The 21,209-nt window shown below is 64.5% G+C and carries 19 protein-coding genes and 1 other RNA gene; 2 read left to right on the forward strand and 18 right to left on the reverse strand.

The genetic code is table 11. From position 1 onward, the window contains the following. Positions 1-21 precede the first annotated feature (21 nt). The gene (locus L1F31_RS13230; protein WP_265417742.1) at positions 22-1,560 is read left to right on the forward strand and encodes a sodium:solute symporter family protein; all 1,539 of its coding nucleotides are present in this window, start codon (positions 22-24) and stop codon (positions 1,558-1,560) included. 71 nt (positions 1,561-1,631) lie between these two features. Here L1F31_RS13230 and L1F31_RS13235 read toward each other — a convergent pair whose 3' ends face one another. Next, positions 1,632-2,510 carry an IS3 family transposase gene (locus L1F31_RS13235; RefSeq protein WP_265417743.1) on the reverse strand — a complete coding sequence of 293 codons (879 nt, stop codon included), beginning with the start codon at positions 2,508-2,510 and terminating at the stop codon, positions 1,632-1,634. After that, positions 2,507-3,073 carry a helix-turn-helix domain-containing protein gene (locus L1F31_RS13240; RefSeq protein WP_265417744.1) on the reverse strand — a complete coding sequence of 189 codons (567 nt, stop codon included), beginning with the start codon at positions 3,071-3,073 and terminating at the stop codon, positions 2,507-2,509. Before L1F31_RS13240 ends, L1F31_RS13235 begins: the two co-directional genes overlap by 4 nt. A 318-nt stretch (positions 3,074-3,391) precedes the next feature. Here L1F31_RS13240 and L1F31_RS13245 point away from each other — a divergent pair, with 318 nt between their 5' ends. After that, positions 3,392-5,059 carry a thiamine pyrophosphate-binding protein gene (locus L1F31_RS13245; protein WP_265417745.1) on the forward strand — a complete coding sequence of 556 codons (1,668 nt, stop codon included), beginning with the start codon at positions 3,392-3,394 and terminating at the stop codon, positions 5,057-5,059. Here L1F31_RS13245 and L1F31_RS13250 read toward each other — a convergent pair. The 16 genes from L1F31_RS13250 to L1F31_RS13325 all read right to left on the reverse strand — a co-directional run bounded on the left by L1F31_RS13250 (position 5,040) and on the right by L1F31_RS13325 (position 20,884). Further along, positions 5,040-6,065 (reverse strand): DUF418 domain-containing protein, encoded by a 1,026-nt coding sequence (locus L1F31_RS13250; protein ID WP_265417746.1) that lies wholly within the window; start codon positions 6,063-6,065, stop codon positions 5,040-5,042. The two genes, L1F31_RS13245 and L1F31_RS13250, sit on opposite strands and share 20 nt — an antisense overlap. A gap of 104 nt (positions 6,066-6,169) precedes the next feature. Next, complete coding sequence (locus L1F31_RS13255; protein ID WP_265417747.1) at positions 6,170-6,808, reverse strand: response regulator; 639 nt, start codon at positions 6,806-6,808, stop codon at positions 6,170-6,172. Further along, complete coding sequence (locus L1F31_RS13260) at positions 6,805-7,692, reverse strand: sensor histidine kinase (RefSeq protein WP_265417748.1); 888 nt, start codon at positions 7,690-7,692, stop codon at positions 6,805-6,807. The genes L1F31_RS13255 and L1F31_RS13260 overlap by 4 nt, the downstream gene beginning before the upstream one ends. A 17-nt stretch (positions 7,693-7,709) precedes the next feature. Further along, complete coding sequence (locus L1F31_RS13265) at positions 7,710-7,919, reverse strand: hypothetical protein (protein ID WP_265417749.1); 210 nt, start codon at positions 7,917-7,919, stop codon at positions 7,710-7,712. A gap of 31 nt (positions 7,920-7,950) precedes the next feature. Continuing rightward, entirely contained in the window at positions 7,951-8,508 is a 558-nt protein-coding gene (locus L1F31_RS13270; RefSeq protein WP_265417750.1) for a hypothetical protein, read from the reverse strand. A gap of 137 nt (positions 8,509-8,645) precedes the next feature. Further along, the gene (locus L1F31_RS13275; RefSeq protein WP_265417751.1) at positions 8,646-8,999 is read right to left on the reverse strand and encodes an SdpI family protein; all 354 of its coding nucleotides are present in this window, start codon (positions 8,997-8,999) and stop codon (positions 8,646-8,648) included. Positions 9,000-9,171: 172 nt separating this feature from the next. Beyond that, positions 9,172-9,549: a transfer-messenger RNA gene (gene ssrA / locus L1F31_RS13280) on the reverse strand. A 213-nt stretch (positions 9,550-9,762) separates the two neighbouring features. Continuing rightward, entirely contained in the window at positions 9,763-10,233 is a 471-nt protein-coding gene (smpB, locus tag L1F31_RS13285) for an SsrA-binding protein SmpB (protein ID WP_265417752.1), read from the reverse strand. A 189-nt stretch (positions 10,234-10,422) separates the two neighbouring features. Beyond that, positions 10,423-11,652 (reverse strand): peptidoglycan DD-metalloendopeptidase family protein, encoded by a 1,230-nt coding sequence (locus tag L1F31_RS13290; protein WP_265417753.1) that lies wholly within the window; start codon positions 11,650-11,652, stop codon positions 10,423-10,425. Position 11,653: 1 nt separating this feature from the next. Further along, positions 11,654-12,568 (reverse strand): permease-like cell division protein FtsX, encoded by a 915-nt coding sequence (gene ftsX / locus L1F31_RS13295; protein ID WP_265417754.1) that lies wholly within the window; start codon positions 12,566-12,568, stop codon positions 11,654-11,656. Beyond that, positions 12,565-13,254 carry a cell division ATP-binding protein FtsE gene (gene ftsE, locus L1F31_RS13300; protein ID WP_265417755.1) on the reverse strand — a complete coding sequence of 230 codons (690 nt, stop codon included), beginning with the start codon at positions 13,252-13,254 and terminating at the stop codon, positions 12,565-12,567. The genes ftsX and ftsE overlap by 4 nt, the downstream gene beginning before the upstream one ends. 222 nt (positions 13,255-13,476) lie before the next feature. Beyond that, positions 13,477-14,601, reverse strand: a complete 1,125-nt coding sequence (gene prfB, locus L1F31_RS13305) for a peptide chain release factor 2 (RefSeq protein WP_265417756.1) — start codon at positions 14,599-14,601, stop codon at positions 13,477-13,479. Between the two features lie 163 nt (positions 14,602-14,764). Continuing rightward, the gene (locus L1F31_RS13310; protein ID WP_265417757.1) at positions 14,765-15,991 is read right to left on the reverse strand and encodes a globin domain-containing protein; all 1,227 of its coding nucleotides are present in this window, start codon (positions 15,989-15,991) and stop codon (positions 14,765-14,767) included. 176 nt (positions 15,992-16,167) lie between these two features. Then, entirely contained in the window at positions 16,168-18,948 is a 2,781-nt protein-coding gene (locus tag L1F31_RS13315; protein ID WP_265417758.1) for a multicopper oxidase domain-containing protein, read from the reverse strand. Next, positions 18,948-20,087: a hypothetical protein gene (locus L1F31_RS13320; RefSeq protein ID WP_265417759.1), complete on the reverse strand. Its 1,140-nt coding sequence runs from the start codon at positions 20,085-20,087 to the stop codon at positions 18,948-18,950. The genes L1F31_RS13315 and L1F31_RS13320 overlap by 1 nt, the downstream gene beginning before the upstream one ends. Next, positions 20,084-20,884 (reverse strand): helix-turn-helix transcriptional regulator, encoded by an 801-nt coding sequence (locus L1F31_RS13325; RefSeq protein WP_265417760.1) that lies wholly within the window; start codon positions 20,882-20,884, stop codon positions 20,084-20,086. The genes L1F31_RS13320 and L1F31_RS13325 overlap by 4 nt, the downstream gene beginning before the upstream one ends. Positions 20,885-21,209 lie beyond the last annotated feature (325 nt).

Genomic DNA, 21,209 nt, shown 5'->3' on the forward strand with positions numbered 1-21,209 from the left:
GATCCAACAGAGAGGGTCGCTGTGGACTCTTTGGTAGTCATCATCTATCTCGCCGCAATGGTGGGATTCGGAGTCTGGGGCCGTTTCAAGGCCCACAACCAGGAGGACTTCCTCGTCGCCGGGCGCCGCCTCGGCGGGCTCCTGTACACCGGCACGATGTCGGCCGTCGTCCTCGGCGGGGCGTCGACGATCGGCGGTGTGGGGCTCGGCTACACGGCCGGGCTCTCGGGCATGTGGCTCGTGCTGTCGATCGGTCTGGGCATCATCGCCCTGTCGCTGTTCTTCGCTCCGAAGATCCAGAAGCTCGAGATCTACACGGTCTCGCAGATGCTCGAACTCCGGTACGGGAAGGGTTCGCGGTTCGTCTCCGGTGCGATCATGACTGCGTACGGCCTGATGATCTCGACGACGTCGACGGTCGCCTATGCGACGGTCTTCCACGCGCTGTTCGACCTCAACAAGGTGTGGTCGGTGCTCATCGGCGGCGGCATCGTCATCCTCTATTCGATGCTCGGCGGCATGTGGTCGATCACCCTGACCGACTTCGTGCAGTTCTTCATCCAGACGATCGGCATCTTCCTCATCATGCTGCCCATCGTGCTCTCGAAGTCCGGCGGAATCGGTGAGCTGTTCTCCTCGCTGCCCGCCACGCACACCTCACCGGTGGGCATCGGCTGGCAGGCGATCCTCGGTTACATCCTCATCTACACCCTCGGCCTGCTCATCGGCCAGGACATCTGGCAGCGTGTGTTCACCGCCCGCAGTCCGGGTGTGGCCAGGTGGGGCGGCTTCTCCGCCGGCGTGTACTGCCTGCTCTACGCCGTCGCCGGAGCGCTCATCGGCATGGCCGCAACGAAGATCGTGCCCGGCATCGAGATCCAGGATGATGTGTTCGTCGCCGTCGTCGATGCGTCGATGACACCGGTGCTCGGCGGAGTCGTGCTCGCTGCGGCTCTGGCCGCAATGATGTCGACGGCCTCGGGTTCGCTCATGGCCGCCTCGACCGTGTGCCGCCAGGACATCATCGAACCGATCCTCGCCCGCAAGGACATCGTGCCGGCGGGTGAGGGCGGCGGACACGGCGACGGCGTGGCGACGGATGGATCGGCCGCCTCGGCGAGTGGATCCGGATCCGCGGCGAACGGTACCGGCGCGAAGTCGACGCTCGTGCGGTCCCTGGTTCGCGAGACCGGGGACGAGATCCGCGATTCGCGCATCTATCTCATCGTGCTCGGTGTCGTCACTCTGGTGCTCGCGATGATCATGCCCAGCGTCGTCGAGGCGCTGACCGTGGCCTACAACCTGCTGGTGGCGGGCCTGTTCATCCCGATCCTCGGCGGCCTGGTGTTCAAGCGCGGCACGATCGTCGGCGTCATGGCCGGCATGATCCTCGGCGCCGTGACCACCATCGTCGTGATGATCGTGGCGGGCATCTACGCCGAATCCGCCATCTACCTGGGTCTCATCGCCTCGCTGCTCGGCTACTTCATCGGGTCCTTCGCGTCGAAGCCGACTCCGCCGGAGATCATGGCGGCGTGGAGGGAACGCATCAACCGCTAATCACTTACTACCTGACGGCGCCCCAGCAACCTCGCGCTGGACTGGTCCCCAAAAGTTGGACTGCTGTGAGGTCAGCATAGTTCGTAAATAGGCTCACCATCCTTGGCGGTCTTGCTTCGATATTCCATCGGGGCAAGATCGCCAAGTCGTGTCGAGATCCTTTCGTAGTTGTACCAATGAATGTACTCATCGATCGCGGCTTTGAGGTCATCGACTGAGTCGAATTTCTGCAGATAGAACATTTCGGACTTCAACTGCCCGAAGAAGTTCTCCGCCATCGCGTTATCCCAGCAGTTTCCCTTCCGCGACATCGACGCTGTCGCACCGTGCTTGGCCAGGATCGACGCCCAGGACACGTGCTGGTACTGAAACCCCTGATCGGTATGCACCAACGGTGTCTGACCCGGCGGAAGCCCCTGACAAGCACTCCTCAATGATTCGTTCGTCAATGCCGTGTTCGGTGACGTCGACATCGAGTACGACACCACACCGGCATCGAACAGATCGATCACTGGTGACAGATACAGTTTCTTGTCTTCAACAGCGAATTCCGTGACGTCAGAAACCCATTTCTCGTTCGGTTCATCAGCGGTGAACTCCCGATTGAGTACGTTGTCAGCAACGGCCCCGACCGTGCCGCGATGGGAGTCGAATTTCTTCTTCCGCACCTCGGTCTGCAGACCCATGTCACGCATCAATCGCAGCACCGTCTTCTTCGCGATCGTGATGCCCTGTTTGACCAAGACAGCCCAGATCTTGCGGTGCCCGTAACGTTTGTGACTCTTCTCGAAGATGTCCTCGATGAGGGTTCTCACCTGCGCGTATGGGTCGGGTCTCACGTCGAATCGTTTCTGGTGATAGAAGAACGTCGACCGGGCCAAACCCGCGACCTGCAGCAGCAATGGCAGTGGATAGTCTGCCTTGAGACTGGCAACGATGCGTGCTTTCACAGCTGCCCTTTTTGCCTCAAGGCCCGCAGTTTTTTCAAGTAAGCGTTCTCCGCTTCAGCCCGCAGCAGCCGGTCTTGTAGCTGCCGGTACTCGGCCAGGCTGATGTCCTCGACATGCGTCTTCTTCGCCATCAGGTCTGGCTTGGATGGGGCCGGATCAGCATCGGGGTCCTGACCGTTGTCGAGGGCTCGTATTCGTGCTGTCTTGCCTTTGGCCGGCGGCGGTGTCGCGAACGCGTCTTCGCCCTTGTCCCGGTATTTCTTCGCCCAATCAACGACGGTGCGTGAGGATGCCAGGCCAAGCTCTTGAGCCAGGACGACTTTGTGTTCGCCGTCGAGGTACCGTTTCGCAGTCGCGATCTTTGTCTCTGCCGGTATGCGGCGGGGCTGGTGCGGTTCCATGACCGATATTGTTCCACGCACCAGCCACCGGTCGTGGAGGAGTTTGAGCGTGGGTTTATGCACGTCGAGCTTCGTGGCGGTCGCGGCGTAGCCGTGCCCTTTGTCGAAGAGCTCGATCGCGGCTTTGGCTTGTTCGTCTGTGATCAGACAGTCCTTACGCATGGACTGGTCCCTTCAAGTTGTCTTGTGTTGATCACAGTCCAACTTTCGGGGACCACTCCACGCCGGGTTGCTGGGGCGCCGTCACGTAGTTCTGGGCCATGGGATATGTGCGCCGAACTGCCACCCAACTTTGTGCCACATGCCACAGTCACCTATATTCGAAGAGTCAGGCTGAGCCGCCCTCAGCGTCGCAGGACGACGGCGAACGCGGGCGAGCACTGATCGGCCGGTGCTCGAAAAAGGAGTGCGAAGCCGCGGATCTCGCGTGTGAGACATATATGGATCGATCTTCCATATCTCATCAGCGAAAGACCTGCCATGGCTCATACTTCTGCGCACGTCGCGCACACTCTCGCCGCCCATATCGACGAGGTCTTCGGCCTCATGGGCAACGGCAACGCCTACTTCCTCGACTCCCTGCTGCGTGAGACCTCGGCACACTTCACCGCGGTTCGCCACGAGGCCGGGGCCGTTGTCGCCGCCGACGCCCACTTTCGCACCTCGGGCCGCATCGCCGCGGCCACGACCACGTATGGTGCCGGGTTCACGAACACGCTCACTGCCCTCGCCGAGGCGGCCCAAGCCAGAGTTCCCCTCGTCCTCGTCGTCGGGGATGAGCCCACATCGGGTCCGCGACCGTGGGACGTCGACCAGATCGCCATGGCCTCAGCAGTGGGGGTGCGCACCTACACCGTCGGGCGGGTGGATGCCGCGGCGGCGACGGTGACCGCCATCGAGCATGCGCTGACCTACCGGGTACCCGTGGTGCTGGCGATCCCCTATGATGTTGCGACCCTGGAGATCGGCGAGATTCCGTCCGTGCCGGGCCCCGGCAACCCGACGCCTCTGGCACCGAGCAGCGACTTCGCGCAGGCCGCTCTTGATCGGTTGGCCGGCGAGCTCGCTCGCGCCGAGCGTCCGCTCCTCCTCGCCGGCCGTGGGGCGTGGCTGGCCGGAGCCGAGGCGGAACTCGGTGCGCTGGCCGCGGCGACCGGGGCCCTGACTGCTACGACGGCGCTGGGACGCAATATCTTCCCGGAGGCCGAGTTCGACCTCGGTGTCGCAGGAGGGTTCGGTGCCCCCGCAGCCATGGAGCGGATCCGCGAGGCCGATGTGGCGCTTGTCATCGGCGCCTCACTCAACCAGTTCACGATGCGGTTCGGTGAACTGTTCGCGCCGGAGACATCTGTATGGCAGGTCGATACCGACGACCGTGCGACTCATGCCCGTGTCGGCGGCTTCATCCGCTCCGATGCCAAGATTGCGGCCGCAGAGCTCGGAACGCGACTGGCCGCGTCGAATTCCGATGGCGCGGCGACGAAGACCACCCCCTGGAGGGAGACCGTCGATACCGCCGCCGATCGCACCTACGAGTCGGGCACCGAATTCGCCGCCGACGGACGGCTCGATCCGCGTGCGGTGGCGGCCCGCCTCGGTGAGCTGCTGCCCGAGGACCGAGTCGTCGTCTCCGACGGCGGACACTTCATCGCATGGGCGAACATGTTCTGGGAGCCCAGCGCCCCGGACCGACTGGCGATGGTCGGCACCGCGTTCCAGTCGATCGGACTCGGTTGGCATTCCGTCGCCGGTGCCTCTCGCGCGAACCCGGAGTCGTCGATCGTGCTCACCACCGGCGACGGCGGCGGGGCGATGGCGCTGTCCGATCTCGACACGGCCATCCGTGTCGCCGGCGGCCGCGGCATCGCCGTCGTGTTCAACGACGCAGCCTACGGTGCCGAGGTCAACCTCTACGGGCTCAAGGGGCTGGAGAAATCTCCGATGCTCATCGACGAGATCGACTTCGCCGCACTGGCCACCGCCGCCGGCGGGCAGGGAATCGCCGTGCATTCTCTGGCCGACCTCGACATCGTCGCGGACTGGACGGCGCGACCGATCGAGGAACGGAAATTCCTGCTCCTTGACCTGCGCATCTCCGGAGAGATCATCGCACCGTATCAGGAGGAAGTCATCCGCGTGAACTCGTGAGGCCCGTGTTCCGTCCCCATGTGACGAGGCGCCACAGCTTCTCCAGCGGTCCCTGTCCGAACCATCGCAGCCACAGGCTCGACACGATGACCTGGACGAGGATGATGAGCGCGCACACGATGAGGCCCGCGACGTATCCGCCCTGGTCATCGAATCGGGCGAGGTCGGGCATCACCATTCGCACGCTCACGAGGATGAGGGTGGCGCCGACATAATTGCTCAGCGCCATGCGACCCAAGGGGGCGAACACGAACTTCAGGACCGCCTCGGCGGGGGTGCGCATCAGCATCAGAATGATGACGACATAGGTCAGTGCCATGCTCACGCCCAGGCCGGCGTTGATCCATCCGTGGATCTGGCGGGTGACATAGTCGGTAGTGGCGAAGCCGATGATCGTCACGGTCAAAGCGAGCGCCCCGACGATCGCGACCCGTCCCGGGTGAGCCAGGACCGAGCGGACGAACCCACTGTGGCCGACGGCGAAGCCGAGCAGGAACAGCCCCGGGATGACAGCTATCCCTCCTCCTGTTGCCACACCGGCGACCAGCAGCACTCCCCCGAGGACGGACGTCACCCAGCCGAGCCAGCGCGGTGGGATCCATGTGGCCGGGAGCAGCAGGATGATGCCGGCGAGCGCGTACGGAAGCAGGGCCTCGCCGGGTTGGAGGAGCTGGTGGAGGCCGCCGAGGATGCCGAGGAAGATGAATCGTCGCAGCAGCGCCAAACGGGGACGTTCGCTGCGGCGGCCGGCACTCAGCCACATGAGCCCGAAGCCGATGCCGAAGAGGAACGAGAAGATCGGGAAGAAACGGTTCTGCACCGTGTCCTCGAGGAAGCGGTAGAGAGGGAGGATCTCTCCGGCGGCGTCGACGCTGTTCAGGCCCATGATCGGCGGAAGATTGACCAGCAGGATCCCGCACAGTGCGAATCCGCGGATGACGTCGAGGGCTGCGATCCGGGAACGGCTCCGGGGCGGTGATGAGGTGTCAGTCTGAGTCTGTGTCATGGTCTCAATCCTTCCCGTTTCCCGGAGTGGGCACATCGGCCGTGCAGTCGAGAATCGTCACCGGGGGTCGGCCATTCGGCTGATGGTGTGGGCAACGTGGGCCCTCAGCCGCCCGTGTTCATTACCCCGGATTCCCACATCCGTGCGGCGATCTCGACCCGGTTGCGCGCTTCGAGGCGGGTCTGGATGTTTCCCAGATGGGTCTTCACCGTGCCCAGGGAGATGAAGAGTTCGGCGCAGATCTCCTGATTCGTTCGCCCCACGGCCACCAATCGTGCGATATCGTGTTCCCTCTGGCTGAGCCGGTCCACGCGGGAGCTGGTGTTCTGAGCTGCTGCCGTGCGCCGCTGCAGCAGGTCGAGGGTGAGCGAAGGTGAGATGAGCGCGTCCCCGTTCGCGGCGGCCTTCACGCCGGCGATGAGGAGGTGAGCTCCGGCGTCCTTGAGCAGGAACCCGCTGGCTCCCCCGTCCAAGGCCGCATCGACGTAGTCATCGTCGTCGAAGGTCGTGACCATGATGACCTTCGAATACGGTGTCAGCCGCGGCAGTGCGGCCAAACCATCGAGGCGGGGCATGCGGATGTCGAGGAGCACGACATCGGGCTGTTCGCGTTTGACCAGGTCGATCGCTTCGACCCCGTCGGCGGCCTGGCCGATGACGCGGATCGATTCCTCGGCGTCGAGGATGAGGGAGAACCCCATCCGCACCATCTCCTGATCGTCGACGACTGCGACGGTGATCATCGGCCCTCCCCTGCCTGCTGGTGATCATGGTCGGTCGGGACGCGGGCGCGAACGCTCCATCCTCCCCCGGGCTCGGGTCCGGCTTCGATCCTTCCGCCGAGGTGGCCGACCCGTGCCTGCAGACTGCGCAATCCCGTTCCGCTGCCGGCACCGATCCCGCCGGACCCGGGACCGTTGGTCACGGTCATGAGCAGGGTGGCCTGTGATGTCGGATCGGTGGTGAGGGTGACTGTGACTTCCGCGTCTGCTCCGGCGTGGCGCCGCACATTCGTCAGCGACTCGACGAGGACTCGGTCGAGGACCGGCCAGACCTCGCCGTTCACCTCGGAGGGGATCTCGATGGTGATGTGTGCGGTCTCCCCGAACGCGGTGACCCGGTCGCGCAGCGCCTGCGGCCCGGCGGCGACAGGTGTGCGGGTAACTGTTTCGGAGTCGAGGTTCTGAGTCCTCGATGCAGAGACGAGTCGGCGGATCTCGTCGAGCGCGCGGGTGCCGGCATCCTCGATCTTCGTCAGCGCCGTCGTCCGCAGAGCGTCGTTGTCGCTGCGCCCAGCGGCCTGGGCGAGGACGACGATCCCGGTCACCTCGTGTGCGATGAGGTCGTGGAGTTCGGTGGCGATGCGGCGCCGCTCCGCCTCGGTGGCGGTGGCCTGCTTCTCGATCAGGGTGCGATCATTCGATCGCAGCATGAGCCCGATCGCGATCGCCGCGATGACCAGGGCGAACACCGCGAGCGCGAAGGTCGCGCCATCGGACATGGGAGTGGGGACGAGGATGTTCGCTGCGGCCAGGACGACGATGAGGGCGATGCTCCCCACGCCGGTGGCAGCACGGGTGAGCATCGCCAGCGTCACCAGGCTCAGCCACAGGCACGTCAGGCTCAACGTCTCACTGGCAGCGGTCAGCGCGAGGGCGGCGAGGAGACCGAGGACCGCCCAGTGAAGCCGGTTCGAACCGGTCTGTCGCCCTGAGTACGGATGAGGATCGGTACGGCGACTGCGACGGCGAGGATGTTTCCGAGGATGAGAAGCCAACCGCTGCCGATGAGCAGTTCCAGGGCGAAGGAAAGCGGCACCGGCAGCAGCCACAGCCAGGTGAGGAGTCGTCTCATTGGCTCATAGTCTAGTCAACGTCGGTCGGGGTCAGCGGCAGTCGGTGGCGGCGTATTCGACTTCGACCATGACTCCGTCATCTCCGGCGGCCACGTTCTTCACTTCGGCCGCCTGCGGCAGAGCGAGGTCGGTGAGTCGGTGTCCGTCTGCGAGGACGTCGAGCCGGTTTCCTGCCATCTGGGCGGAGAAGGTCACTTTCTCACCGTCGAGGATGGCCGCCTCGGTGTAGGAGTCATCGGGATTCTTCACCGGGCGGACCTGGCTGGACGGGTAGTCGAACGTGATGAAGCGGGTGAGCCGGTCGGCGTGGCCGTCGACGAGATGGTGGACGAGGATCTGATCCTTGTTCGTCCCGTCGTCGGGGGTGATGTCGACATAGCTGAGGTCGGCGGTGTGCTTCGCGGCGTAGACGAGATAGGGGCGGCCGTGGACGTCGATCGACTCCGGGTCGATGTCGCAGCCGTGCAGGTAGTCGGCCACGTCGGATTCGAGCGCGACCTTGGCGCGCTGTTCGCCGATGACGAGCCCGCCGATGATGGCGAGGATGATGACGACGACGGCGGCGAGGGAGATGAGTGCCTTCTTCATGGGTGGTGGGGTCCTTTGCGGATCGGTGTGTGATGACACTTCCGATCCTTCCGAATCCCGGCACTCGGATCCTCAGCCAGATGGCTGAGAGGACTCGGCCGCATGGATGGAATCGTCCGGGGTGAGGCGATCGAGGTTCAGTCGTCGACTGACTTCGCTGCGGTGTTGGCCACCGCCCAGGCTTTGATGCCCACCCCGAGGATGAGCACCCATCCCACTATTGAGAGAACGTGACCGGTTGCGGTCGGCCAGGAGAAGAGTTCGACGCCGGCCAGGGCCAGGGCGAATCCGATGGCGATGACGCTGAGGGTGAGGAGCGCGGGCACGGCCGCTCGGTGACCGTGCCGCCAGGCGGCATCCGAAGCCAACGTATGCCGCGAACGGAAACCGATCGCCCGGTTGCGGGCCAGTTGATTTCGGCTGATGAGGATCGTCAGGACGGTGCCGGTGAGCGCCATGATGAGGTAGCCGATAAGCGGCGGGTAGAACACAGGCGGGCTCCTCCCCGTCAATCAGTCGTTACGACACACTAACGCGAATGGGTCACTGGTGGCTGGAGCAGTCCTGCGAACAGTCCTCAGCCGCGTCCTTCCGGACTTGGGTGTGACAATGGCCGCGCGGGCATGAGAAAGGCCCCGGTTTCACGCGAATCCGAGGCCTTGTCAGTGGAGATGGCGGGAATCGAACCCGCGTCCGTCGGCAGATTGTCAGGACTTCTCCGGGCGCAGTTCGTGAAGACGTTTCTTAGGTTCTGATCCTCGCACGAACACGTGGATCAACGAACGGAGTTGAGTAAAAGTCCCTCAGATACCCTCAACAAATATCTGAAGCAGTGGCCTCTTAAGCGACGCCAGGATCTAGAGCAGAGGCAACTCTAGGCTGACGGATTCGCAGCTCGCGCTCTATCAGGCAGCGAGGGCGAAATCGGTGCGGTTGTTAGACTTAGCACCTATTGTTTTGCAGAGGACATTAACGAGATGACTCTGCATTCTCGGCCCGCTTCTCCCGACGCAGTGTCCAACGTCGAAACCGATCATCCCCATATTCTGTTACCAAACCTGACCAGCTGTTTCATCCGCCGAGGCGGCTGCTGGCGTTGATCAGGAACACCAGCATACTCGTACAACACGCACCGAGCCAATTGCATTCCCGAACATCGCCGATCAACGGCAGAACCGCCTCGGCGATGGGCATCGGAAATGGCGTGGGCCGTCGAAGACGACGGCGAGCTCAACGGCGACGGTCGTGAAGTCCTTACAGGAACTGCTTGGACTTCATGGCACGTTCGGCCTCACGCTTGTCCTGCGCCTCGCGCAGAGCCTGACGCTTGTCCCACTCGCGCTTGCCCTTGGCCAGAGCGATCTCGACCTTGACCAGCGAACCGTCGAAGTAGAGTTCGAGCGGAACCAGGGTCCGGCCCGATTCCTTGACCTTCTGCGTGATCCGGAGGATCTCCTCGCGGTGGAGCAGCAGTTTCCGGCGGCGCCTGGCAGTGTGATTCGTCCAGGTCCCCTGCATGTACTCGGGGATGTAGACGTTTTCCAACCATGCTTCGTTCTGGAAGATCAGTGCGAACCCGTCGGTGAGCGAGGCACGGCCCTCACGCAGTGACTTCACCTCGGTGCCGGTGAGCGCGAGACCGGCCTCCCACGTCTCTTCGATGTGATAGTCGTGGCGGGCCTTGCGGTTCCTCGCAATGACTTTCTTGCCTGTGTCCTTCGGCATGACCGGCCTCCTCTCTGCTTCCACGTAGCTGTGTGCGCATTCGCACGCACAGCCGTCCATTCTATCCCATCAGAGGCAGAGACGACATGCCGGGCGTGCCTTCCGAGGCTTCACCCCTCCCCGAACTACCTGACGGGTCCCCAGCACCGTGGCGCCGGGTTGTTGGGGACCCGTCGGGTAGCAAGTGGGTCAGAAGATGAAGGGCTTCGGGTCGACGTAGCCGCCGTTCTCCATGATCTCGAAGTGCAGGTGGCATCCGGTCGAAGCGCCCGTCGTGCCCGAGTACGAGATGACCTGGCTCTTCTTCACCTTCTGCCCGTCATGGACCTTGAGCTTCGTATTGTGGTTGTAGGTCGAGGCGATCGAGTTGCCCTTGATCTTGCCATGGGAGATGACGACGCGGTTGCCGTAGCCGCCGTTCCACCCGGAGGTGACGACGATGCCGTCGCCGGCCGCACGGATCGGGGTTCCGCAAGGCACACCGAAGTCCATCCCGGTGTGCAGCTTCTTCGCTCCGGTAATCGGGTGGATGCGATAGCCGAACGGAGAGGTCGTCGGGTACCCCTCGGCCGGATTGGCCAGGACACCATCGCCGAAGACGAAGCTGCCCTTTTTCTCCTGCTCCTTCTCCCAGTCACGGACCTTCTTCGCCAGCCGATCCTGCTCGGCCTTCTCATCGGCCAGCTGCTTCTCGGTCTTGTCCTTGTTGTCGGAGATCGTCTTCTCCGCATCGTCCTTCGCCGAGATCAGATCGTTGAGGCTGTCGGCCTTCTTCTTCGCATCGACCTGCGCAGCCTCCTTGGCCAGCACCGCCTCGGCGGCTTCGTCCTTGAGGTCGGAGATCTTCTCGGTCACGCCCGACAGGCGCTCTTCGTTGTTCTTATTCAGCGCCCTCTGCTCGGAGAGCTTGTCGATCGTGCGCTGCTGGGACCGCACCGCCGAATCCACGCGACCGATGCCGCCGTCGGCGCTCGTGCCCTCCGCCATCTGCAGCAGCATCGCCAGGTCAGAGGTGATGCCCGAGTTCTGGTAGGCCTGCCGTCCGATCCGCGCGGCCGAGGTCTTGTGCTTGTCGATCTCCTCCGTACCGGACTTGATCGAGTCCTTGAGGTCCTTCTGCGCGTTCGTCGCCGAGGTCAGGCGTGCGGCCATATCCTCGTCCTTCTCGATCGCCTCGGCCAGAGCGTCGTCGGCGGCCTTCGATTCCGCCTCGGCGTCGGGCAGCTTCTCCTGCGCGGCATCGCGTTCGGCGATGACCCGAGCGAGGTCCTCGTCGAGGCCTTCGAACTCCTGCTGGAGCTCCTTGACCCGGTCGTCGACTGCGCTCTTGTCATCGCGCGGATCGGCGACCGCAGCGGTGACAGGCAAGACCACGGCCAGTGCGGCCGCGGTGATGGCAAGTCCGAGTCTGCGTCTCATCTCAGACCTTCGTGTACTTATTCAGGGTGATCAGCGAGGAGGCGCCGGCCATGAGCACGCCGATGACGATGAGTACGGGGGCGATGAGAAGGACGTCCCAGCCGGAGATGAGACTGAATCCTGTCGCCTGATTCTGCAGCCAGCCGCTGATGCCGAAGTGGACGAGCAGTCCCAGGGCACCCGCGGACAGAGTCGCCCCGATCGCCGAGGCTATGACTCCTTCCAGCAGGAACGGCAGTTGGATGAACGTGTTCGATGCTCCGACGAGGCGCATGATGCCGGTCTCCCGCCGTCGGGAGAACGCGGAGAGGCGGATGGTCGTGGCGATGAGGAGCATCGCGCAGACGAGCATGATCCCGGCGATGGCCACGGCGACGATGGTCGCGATATTGAGCACCCCGAACAACCGGTCGAGCAGCTGGTTCTGGTCGACGACCTCCTCAACTCCCGGGGTCGATGAGAACGTCTCCTTGATGATGTCGTACTTCTCGGCGTCCTTGAGTTTGACGCGGAAGGACTCATTCATCTCGTCTTCGGGCACAGTGCCTTCGAGGCTCGTGCCCTTGAACTGGTCCTGGAAGTGTTCGTAGGCCTCGGATTTGTCTTCGAAGTAGACCTTGTCGACGTACGGGGCGAGTTCGGAGCTCTCGAGTTCGGCCCGGATCTGGTCCTTCTGGTCGCCGGTGACCTCACCGTCGACGCAGTTCGTCGCCTCCGAATCGGGCGGGCACAGGAACACTGAGACCTGGACGCGGTCGTACCAGAAGTCCTTCATCTGCCCGACCTGCATCTGCAGCAGGATCGCGGCCCCGACGAAGAGCAGGGACACGAAGGTCACGAGGACGACCGAGAGCACCATCGAGAAGTTCCGGCGCAGTCCCGACCACACTTCGGAGAGGATGAAACCGGCCCTCATGAGGCGACTCCGTAGGTGCCTTCTTCGACGTCGCGGACGATTTCGCCTTCGCGCAGCTCGATGACGCGACGGCGCATCCGGTTGACGATCTCCCCGTCATGGGTGGCCATGAGCACTGTCGTGCCGTTGCGGTTGATCTTCTCCAGCACACTCATGATGTCGGCACTCGTCGTCGGGTCGAGGTTGCCGGTGGGTTCGTCGGCGAGCAGGATTCCGGGCTTGTTGACCACGGCGCGGGCGATCGCCACGCGCTGCTGCTCACCACCGGAGAGTTCACTGGGATACCGCTTCTCCTTGCCGGCCAGGCCCACTGTCTCAAGCACATCGGGCACGAGGGTCGACATGGCCGCCCGCGATTTTCCGATCACCTGGAGGGCGAAGGCGACATTGGCGAACACTGTCTTGTTCGGCAGCAGCCGGAAGTCCTGGAACACGGTTCCGATCCCCCGCCGCAGGTAGGGCACCTTCCAGCTGGGCATCTTCACCACGGACTTCCCGGCGATGTGGATGCGCCCGGCTGTGGGCACCTCCTCACGCAGGATGAGTCGGATGACCGTGGACTTTCCCGATCCGGATGCGCCGACGAGGAACACGAACTCCCCGCGATCGGCCTCGAACGAGATGTCGTCGAGTGCCTTGCGGGAGCGTGTGTCATAAGACTTCGAAACGGAGTCGAATCTGATCAAGTCGGTCTTCAATCATGTCTCGGGTGGCTCGGCCGGTTCCACTGTACGTAACAGTTCCGTGATGTTCGGGGAGGCGGACGGGCGTGTGTTGCGATCTGATGAAGTTCACAGTCGGACCGATACTCGACTCACCGAGGCGGCAGGCAGCTCGCCGAGGCGGCAGGACCCCTCAGCACGGAGGTCGGCAACCGCACCGAGGCGAAGAGACGCGAGCCCGAGAACTCAGGCCTCGGCCTCTTCGGCCATCTCCTGCTCCTTGCGCCAGCGGATGCCCGCTTCGATGAGTCCGTCGAGGTCTCCGTCGAAGACACCCGAGGGGTTGTTGACCTCGTAGCCGGTGCGCAGGTCCTTGACCATCTGGTACGGGTGCGTGACATAGGAGCGCATCTGGTCGCCCCAGCTGGCCTTGATGTCTCCGGCCAGCTCCTTCTTCTGCGCTGCCTCTTCCTTGCGCTTGAGGTCGAGGAGTCGGGACTGGAGGACGCGCATCGCGGCCTCACGGTTCTGGATCTGGGACTTCTCGTTCTGCATGCTCACGACCACACCGGTCGGCACGTGGGTGATGCGCACTGCAGAGTCCGTGGTGTTCACCGACTGCCCGCCTGGGCCCGAGGACCGGTAGACGTCGATGCGCAGATCGTTCTCATCGATGTCGACGTGGTCGGTCGATTCGATGAGCGGGACCACCTCGACGGCGGCGAAGGAGGTCTGGCGGCGGCCCTGGTTGTCGAACGGGCTGATGCGCACCAGGCGGTGGGTGCCGGCTTCGACGGACAGGGTGCCGTAGGCGTAGGGGGCGTTGATCTGGATCGTCGCCGATTTGATGCCCGCACCTTCGGCATACGAGGTGTCGAGCTCCTGGACGTTGTAGCCGCGGTTCTCCGCCCACCGGATGTACATGCGCGTGAGCATCTGCGCCCAGTCGGTCGCGTCGTCGCCGCCGGCGCCCGAGCGCACGGTCACGACGGCCGAACGCTCATCGTATTCGTGGTTGAGCAGGGTCGAGATCTCGAGTTCGGCCAGCTGATCGTGCAGCTTCTTGATATCGCGATCGGCTTCCTCGAGGGAGTCCGCATCGGCTTCGTCCTGGGACATCTCGACGAGCAGTTCGGCGTCGTCGATGCGCTGCCCGAACTTCTCGAGCTTCTCCAAGGTGCCCTGCTTATGCGAGAGCTTGGCCGAGGTCTTCTGCGCCGAATCGGGGTCGTCCCAGAACGTCGGTGACGACGCCTGCTCCGTGAGCTCGGCAACCTCGTCGCGCAGATTGTCCAGATCGGACACGTCGAGGATTGCCTTGTACGTCTGGCGAAGGTTGGCGATTTCAGAAGCGTAATCAGTGGAGGCCATAATGCTCCGATTCTAGTGCATATCCGTGGTCTGCCCTGAACCGAGGGATGCGCGCCGAGGCGGGGCCACCTCGGCGCGCATCTGCACAATCCCCCGCCTGAGCGGGGACGAATCCGTCGGCCCAGGCGGGAATTCGCCCGCCCTGAACCGCCGGCGGCCTGCCTCAGGCGGGCACTGCCTCGGGAACCGTGGCCCAGGTGTCGGGGCCGAAGACCTCGAAGTGGATATTGTCCTCAGGCACGTCGAGGTCGTCGAGTCCGCGACGCACGGCCTTCATGAACGGGGGCGGACCGCACAGGTAGACCTGCGCGTCGACGGGGACGTCCACCTCGGCGAGGTCGATGAAGCCCTCATGGACGGTCTCGCTCGTCGACCGCGCGCCGAGCTGCTCGTACCAGTGGTGCATCCGGGCTCCGGGCAGCTGGTCGACCAGCTGTGCCATCTCCTGTCGGTGGGCATGGGTGGCCATCGTCTGGTCGGCGTGGAGAACGGTGACCTCGCGCTGGGATTCCTTCGATACGAGGTCGTTGAGCGCGCCGAGGATCGGGGTGCAGCCGATTCCGGCGGAGACGAGCAGCAGCGGGGCCTCGGCGTCCTCGACGACAAGGTCGCCGTAGGGCAGGGAGCAGCGGATCGTGTCTCCTTCGAAGACGTTTCCGTGGATGAAGTTCGATACCTCACCTGCGGGAACGCCCGCCTCGGCGCGGCCGGGTTCGGCCTTGATCGTCACCGTCCAGCTGGTCCGTGCGGTCGCCTTCGTGAGGCTGTACTGGCGGATCTGGTTGGCCCCATCGGGCAGCTGCACCTGAACGGAGATGTACTGGCCCGGTCGCGCGGTGGGCAGCACACCGCCGTCGGGGCGGGCGAGGGCGAGGCTGATGGTGTGCGGGGATTCCTGTCGGCGGCCGACGACTGTGAGCTCGGACCAGACGTCGCCGGGGTCCACGTCGTGGTGGGCGTAGAGGTTGCGTTCGGCGCGGATGAGGGTGTTCGCCATGTCCCAGTAGACCTCGGTCCAGGCATCGACGATCTCGGGGGTGGCCGCGTCGCCGAGGACCTCGCCGATGGCGGCGAAGAGGTGTTCGTAGACGATCGGGTACTGGTCTTCGGTGATGCCCAAGGAGGCGTGCTTGTTCGCGATCCGGCTCATCATCGCATCGATGTTCGGTGCGTCTTCGGACACGAGCAGGCTCGCATAGGCGGCGATCGCACCAGCCAGCGCCTTCTGCTGTTCACCCTGAGCCTGGTTGCCGCGGTTGAACAGGTCGCGCAGCAGATCGGGGCGGGCGGTGAACATCCGATCGTAGAAGATCGGGGTGATATCGCCGATGGCGGATCCGATGACGGGGAGGGTGTCCCTGACGATGGTGAGAGCGGGTTGGGAGATCACATCTGCTCCTTTTGCGGCGCTTGTTCGCCGCGCAGCGGGAACGGCCTGTTCAGGTCGCTGTTCTTCTTTGCAGTTTCGACCGTACTACGACACGTAGAACAATTTCTACCGCTTGTAGAATTTGAGATTTTTCGCTCAGTTCCTGGACGGATTCGACTTTGCCGAGGCGGTCGTGTTCACTCCGTGACGGTGACGGTTCCGTGGGCTCCGCGTTCGGCGTCGACCATGACGTGGGAGACGAAGGGATAGTGTCCCGCCTCGGCGAATCCGAGTTCGACGAACCCGCCCTGTGAGGCGGCCAGATCGAGCGTCTGGCTCGCGCCCTTCTCCTTGTTGTCGGGTTTGAGTCGGTAGGCGCCTTCCTTGAAGACGGTGTCGAACTGGCCGCCGATGATGTGGAAGGCGCTCGGCCGGTTGGGGCCTGCGTCGACGACCCAGATGCGCACCCGTTCGCCGACCTTCGCACGGATCGGATCGTGGTCGTACTGGTTGGCGAAGCCGTTGAAGACGACGGCATCGGGTTCCTCGCGCGTGGCCTTCGCCGAGTCGACGATCCCGCCCTGCGGTCCGAGGTAGAGCTCGGATTGGACCATGAAGTATTCGCGGTCGACCTCGGGAAGATTCGGCGGGTCGATGATGACGGCGCCGAACATGCCATTGGCGATATGGTCGGTCATCGGCATCGTCGCACAGTGGTACATCCACGCACCTGAGTGTGTCGCCGTGAACTCATAGGTCAGCGATTCGCCGGGTGCGATCGTGCGCATCGGCTGGTCGGGGGCGAGTTCCCCGGCGTGGAAGTCGATCGAGTGGCCCATAGAGCCGTCGTTGACCAGGGTGATGACGAACTTGTCGCCGACCTTCCCGCGCAGGGTCGGTCCGGGCATGGTGCCGTTGAACAGCCACAGCTTCTGCTTCACCCCGACGGCGACCTCGCGTTCGACCTCGCTGACGGTGAAGGTCTTCTTGATCGTCTTCGGTTCTGCGGACTCATCGGATTTCGGCAGTCTCGCGTCGCGAGCGGAGAAGTCCGAGCCGGGCTTCGCCATGAAGTCGAGATCATCGGCGGCAGAGGCCTCACCGGCGCCCGCGGAGCCCCCGCCGCCTGAAGTGCCATCGTGGCCGGAAGAGCCGTGGTCCATGCCGCCGCTGGCGGTTCCATTGCCGTCGGCAGTTCCATGACCGCCGGCCGTACCGCCCTGCCCTGTCGCCGTCTTGTCACCGGGAGCACCGATCGCGTTGACGGCGAAGACCATCCCCATCTGGCGGTGCCCGGCGATCGAGCACCACCCGTCGAGGTCCTCCCCGACGACGCCGACATCGAGCGTGGCGGATTCTCCGGGACTGAGCCGGCCGCTGTCTGCGCCGTTGTCGAGCACGAGGTCGTGGACGTCCTGGTCATCGGTGTTCCTCACCTCGATGACGAGTCGGTTGCCGGCCGGAACGTCGACGCTGGCCGGGGTGAAGCGCATATCCTTCGCTTCGACCTGCACCGTCGTGGTCTCCCCAGTGGGGGTCACTCCCGCCGAGGCGGCCCCTGCCGTGACCGCGGTCGTGGCCTTGGGGTCGATGGCCACTCCCCCGGCTACGGCGATGAGCACGAGCGCCATGCCGGCCGCCGCTGAAGCCAGCGCCCGTTTGTCGTCGAGTTTGGCCGCTTCGGCTCGCTGCTCTTTCGTCGGGCGCTTCTTCCGATGGATGTCCTGGTTCGCCTTCGCCTTGCGGGAGGCGCGGATTCCGCGGAAGAGCAGCGGCAGGAACATGGCGAGGCCGAGGGCGACGAGCCCCGAGCACAGGACACGGACCCAGCTGGGCACCGGCAGCAGGCAGACCACCAGGCCGAGGTTGATGATGGTGATGCGGAACGCGGCGAGGCGGTTGAACTCCCGGTTCGCTGCCCGCACTGCTGCTGGTCCCCCGCCGAGGACGACCGGCAGCAGATAGGACAGGGCCCCGAAGAGGATCTGCGCGGCGAATCCTGCTGCCAGTGCCGGGGTCAGCCAGGTGAATCCTGAGATCGCCGCGGCCCAGTCACCGGCGGTGAAGAACACCCACACGGTTGCGATGAGGCAGATGACGAGCCAGGACATCGCAGCGGCCGCCGAGTACGTGGAGTATTCGCGTGGGAGTTTCGCGACCCCGGCGAGCACGAAGGGACGGGCGATGCAGCCGATCCCGGCCAGGTAGACGAGCAGTCCGATGCCCGCTGCCAACGGCTGGGTGAGCAGCGACGCGGCCACGGCGATGCCCAGCCCGATGAGAAGGAGGGGAAGACCGCGACGGGCGGCCGCCTCGGCGCCGGGGATGATCTTCGTGCGCAGCATCGTCGGCCACAGGGTCATGAGCGTGCCGATGACGGTCAGGCCGATCCAGCCGAGCAGGTTGAGCAGGGCGTGGGCGGCGACGAGGCGGGCATGCCAAGGATCGGCGATCTCGCGGGCGAGGATGACTCCGAGGGTCACCCCGATGGGCAGGATCGCGGCCGCAGACAGGTAGTAGTGGATCGTTCCGGCGAAGCGGGAGACCAGGGCGTGGCGAGCCTTGCCCCACAGGTCGACGCCGTGCCAGATGACGGCGGCGGCCACGCCGATCGCACCGAGGATGACCAGGGTCCACAGCGGAATCATCATGCCGATGACGACGGCGAGGGTGCCTGAGTTGATCAGCCCGAGTCGGATGCTCTGATTGCGTCGGTCGTTCGCCGAGGTGGGAGTATGCAGCAGCGCCTGCGCGAAGTGCTGGGACCATACGAGGATCGAGTGGCTGACCGCGCCGAGGACGAGGAGGTGGATCATCAGCCACCTGGCCACCGGCAGCCCCGGGTGGGCGGCGACGATGACGAGGAGGAACACGAGCCAGACGACGACGGGGATGTCGCGGATGAGCCAGCGTCCGCGACCGATGCCGAGGTCCGCATCACGGTTGCGTTCGCGTGGGGAGGACGACTGTGGGGTCATCACTTCGAATCCTCCTTCGCCGAGGTGGTGCCGCGGTTCGTCTGCACCGATCCACCGGTTCCCTTCGTCGCCTTCGCCTTCTTCCTCGTCGCGGTGATCGCCGAGGCGGCGGCCAGACCTGCGAATCCGAGCAGGGCGATGACGTTGATGACGCCACCCCATTCCACGGCCCATGCCAGGTCCAGCCCGTCGCCGAGGCCGATGCGGAGGATGAGGCTGGCATGCAGCAGTGCGGCCGGTCCGTAGAAGCTCCGGTGGTAGGGCAGGCGGATCCGCAACACGGCGGGCAGGATGACCGAGGCGTGGGCCATGATCATCGAGATCGCGAAGCCGAGGAACACCGAGTGGATGGTCGCGTCCATGGCGCGGGTGCTCGTCGGCACCCCACCAAGGACCCAGATCAGTCCGGCCACGGCCAACCACATGTAGCCGGCCATGAGGCAGGCGCCGATGAATCCGGGTTGGCCGGGGGCGCGCCAGGTGCGCCGGGCGACATCGTTGATGAGCAGCCAGGCGACGAGGGCGAGCAGTGCCGCGCCGAGGGCCGGCATGCCGATGGCCGGCCACAGCAATGAGATGAGCAGGGCGAGAGCGAAGAGCGCGACCAGGAGGCGGAAGAGCACCACGGCAGGGCCGCTGATGCTCATGCGTGCGAGTTCGAGGCGTTCGGCGGCGATGGTGAGTACGACATACCCGGTGAGCCAGGCGATGAGTCCTGAGACCGGGACACCGCCCAACCACATCAGTGCCGCCGCGGTGAGCATCACCGCGCCGAGGGCTTGGACGAGCACGGCATCGTCGAGGTTCCGTTTGAACAGCGGGATGTAGAGCAGGGTGAAGGCGAGGCTGCCGGCGAGCAGGATGATCTGTCCGACGAGGAGAGGGGCCGGGGTGAGGATGGCGATCGAGCCGAGCCCGAGCAGCGCTGGGGCGATGAAACCGACAGGTCTGGCCAGGGCGACTGAGCGCTCCAGGGCGATGAGGGTGCCGAGGAAACCGAAGACCATGAGGATGCCGTGGAGGTCGGGCAGCTTCGCGGTGGTCACCGGAGCCCAGCCGCCGAGCAGCAGCAGGGCGGCGTCGAGTCCGGCCAGCAGCGCCAGGGCGCCGGGGACGAGGAAGACGAGGCGACGGGTCACTTCGGAGACGTCCGAGCCGGAGCGGATTCCAAGTCGGCAGCGGCGGGTCCGCCGCTCTGCAGGCGCAGTCGGCAGGCTCCGGGTTCGGAGAACGGGTCGATCTCGGACTCGGTGTCGGTGTCGCCGAAGACGTCGAGGGCACCGCGGACGAGGCCGAGGTGAACCCCGCAGACGATGTCCGGATATTCGTGGGCAGCCTCGAGCAGAGGGCAGCGGGTGAGTCGGAAGCTGCGTGAGGCGGTGTCAGCGTCGGTGTCAGTCTCTGTCTGGGGTACGGCTTCCGGGGCGAACCCAAGAGTATCGAGGAGGGCGAGGGTCTCCTCGGCGGGCACCACCTCGGCGGGGGTGCTTTCATCGGTGTCGGTGCGGGTCTCAGCGACCTCGCGGGCGAGGTCACGGCCCCAGTCGAGTCCGGCCGCGATCCCGTCGGCCCGCGGATCGGTTCTCGTCCGGTCGATCTGTGCGGCCAGCACCGAGGCGAGACCGAGGTATTCCGAGGATCCCGTCCGTGGTGATCCGTTCGCCCGGTACAGCCAAGCCGGTCGGCCGCGCCCCGAGGAGGCGGCTTTGGTCTTCGTCGCTGCCCCGGTCTCGACGAGCTGGTCGAGATGTTCGCGCACGGTGTTCTGATGCAGCCCGGTCATCGCCGCCAGCGCCGAGATCGTCACGGCCCCGGCCTGGGCGGCGAGGTGCTCATGGACGAAGGCAACTGCCGGACTCAGGTCCGTCTGTGGGACCGCCGGTTCGGGGCCGAGCGCTGCCGAGTCGCTGTCGGTGTGCCTGCGAATGTTTTTCACGGTTCCCATTGTAATAAATGGATCCGCCTCGTGGACACCCGACCCAGGGACACAGAAGCGCCGCCGGCGGGAGATCCTATTCATCCCGCCGGCGGCGCGGCTCATATCGCTTCCAGTGAAGAGCGGTGAGGAAAATATAGACCGAAACCCCTCGGCGCGCAAAACGAAATCCCCTGCAATGACAGCGGTGAAACTACGCGACGGGCATTTGAGGAACCCGCTCGAAGTTATCCACAGATTGTGAAAATCACTAGATTCTTCATTCGACTACAGCTAGGTTAAAGAACAAATTTCGCTGTCAATTGAATGATCGGGCAAGGGTTCA

The organism is Brevibacterium spongiae (genome assembly GCF_026168515.1).
GTDB lineage: Bacteria > Actinomycetota > Actinomycetes > Actinomycetales > Brevibacteriaceae > Brevibacterium > Brevibacterium spongiae.

Bases quoted from the DNA above. Each gene is read 5' to 3' on its own strand.
- L1F31_RS13265 (WP_265417749.1), bottom strand. From the start codon at position 7,919: ATGAGACGACTCCTCACCTGGCTGTGGCTGCTGCCGGTGCCGCTTTCC.
- prfB (WP_265417756.1), bottom strand. From the start codon at position 14,601: ATGGCCTCCACTGATTACGCTTCTGAAATCGCCAACCTTCGCCAGACG.
- L1F31_RS13255 (WP_265417747.1), bottom strand. From the start codon at position 6,808: ATGATCACCGTCGCAGTCGTCGACGATCAGGAGATGGTGCGGATGGGG.
- L1F31_RS13245 (WP_265417745.1), top strand. From the start codon at position 3,392: ATGGCTCATACTTCTGCGCACGTCGCGCACACTCTCGCCGCCCATATC.
- L1F31_RS13240 (WP_265417744.1), bottom strand. From the start codon at position 3,073: ATGCGTAAGGACTGTCTGATCACAGACGAACAAGCCAAAGCCGCGATC.
- L1F31_RS13250 (WP_265417746.1), bottom strand. From the start codon at position 6,065: ATGACACAGACTCAGACTGACACCTCATCACCGCCCCGGAGCCGTTCC.
- L1F31_RS13270 (WP_265417750.1), bottom strand. From the start codon at position 8,508: ATGAAGAAGGCACTCATCTCCCTCGCCGCCGTCGTCGTCATCATCCTC.
- L1F31_RS13290 (WP_265417753.1), bottom strand. From the start codon at position 11,652: ATGAGACGCAGACTCGGACTTGCCATCACCGCGGCCGCACTGGCCGTG.
- smpB (WP_265417752.1), bottom strand. From the start codon at position 10,233: ATGCCGAAGGACACAGGCAAGAAAGTCATTGCGAGGAACCGCAAGGCC.
- L1F31_RS13315 (WP_265417758.1), bottom strand. From the start codon at position 18,948: ATGACCCCACAGTCGTCCTCCCCACGCGAACGCAACCGTGATGCGGAC.
- ftsX (WP_265417754.1), bottom strand. From the start codon at position 12,568: ATGAGGGCCGGTTTCATCCTCTCCGAAGTGTGGTCGGGACTGCGCCGG.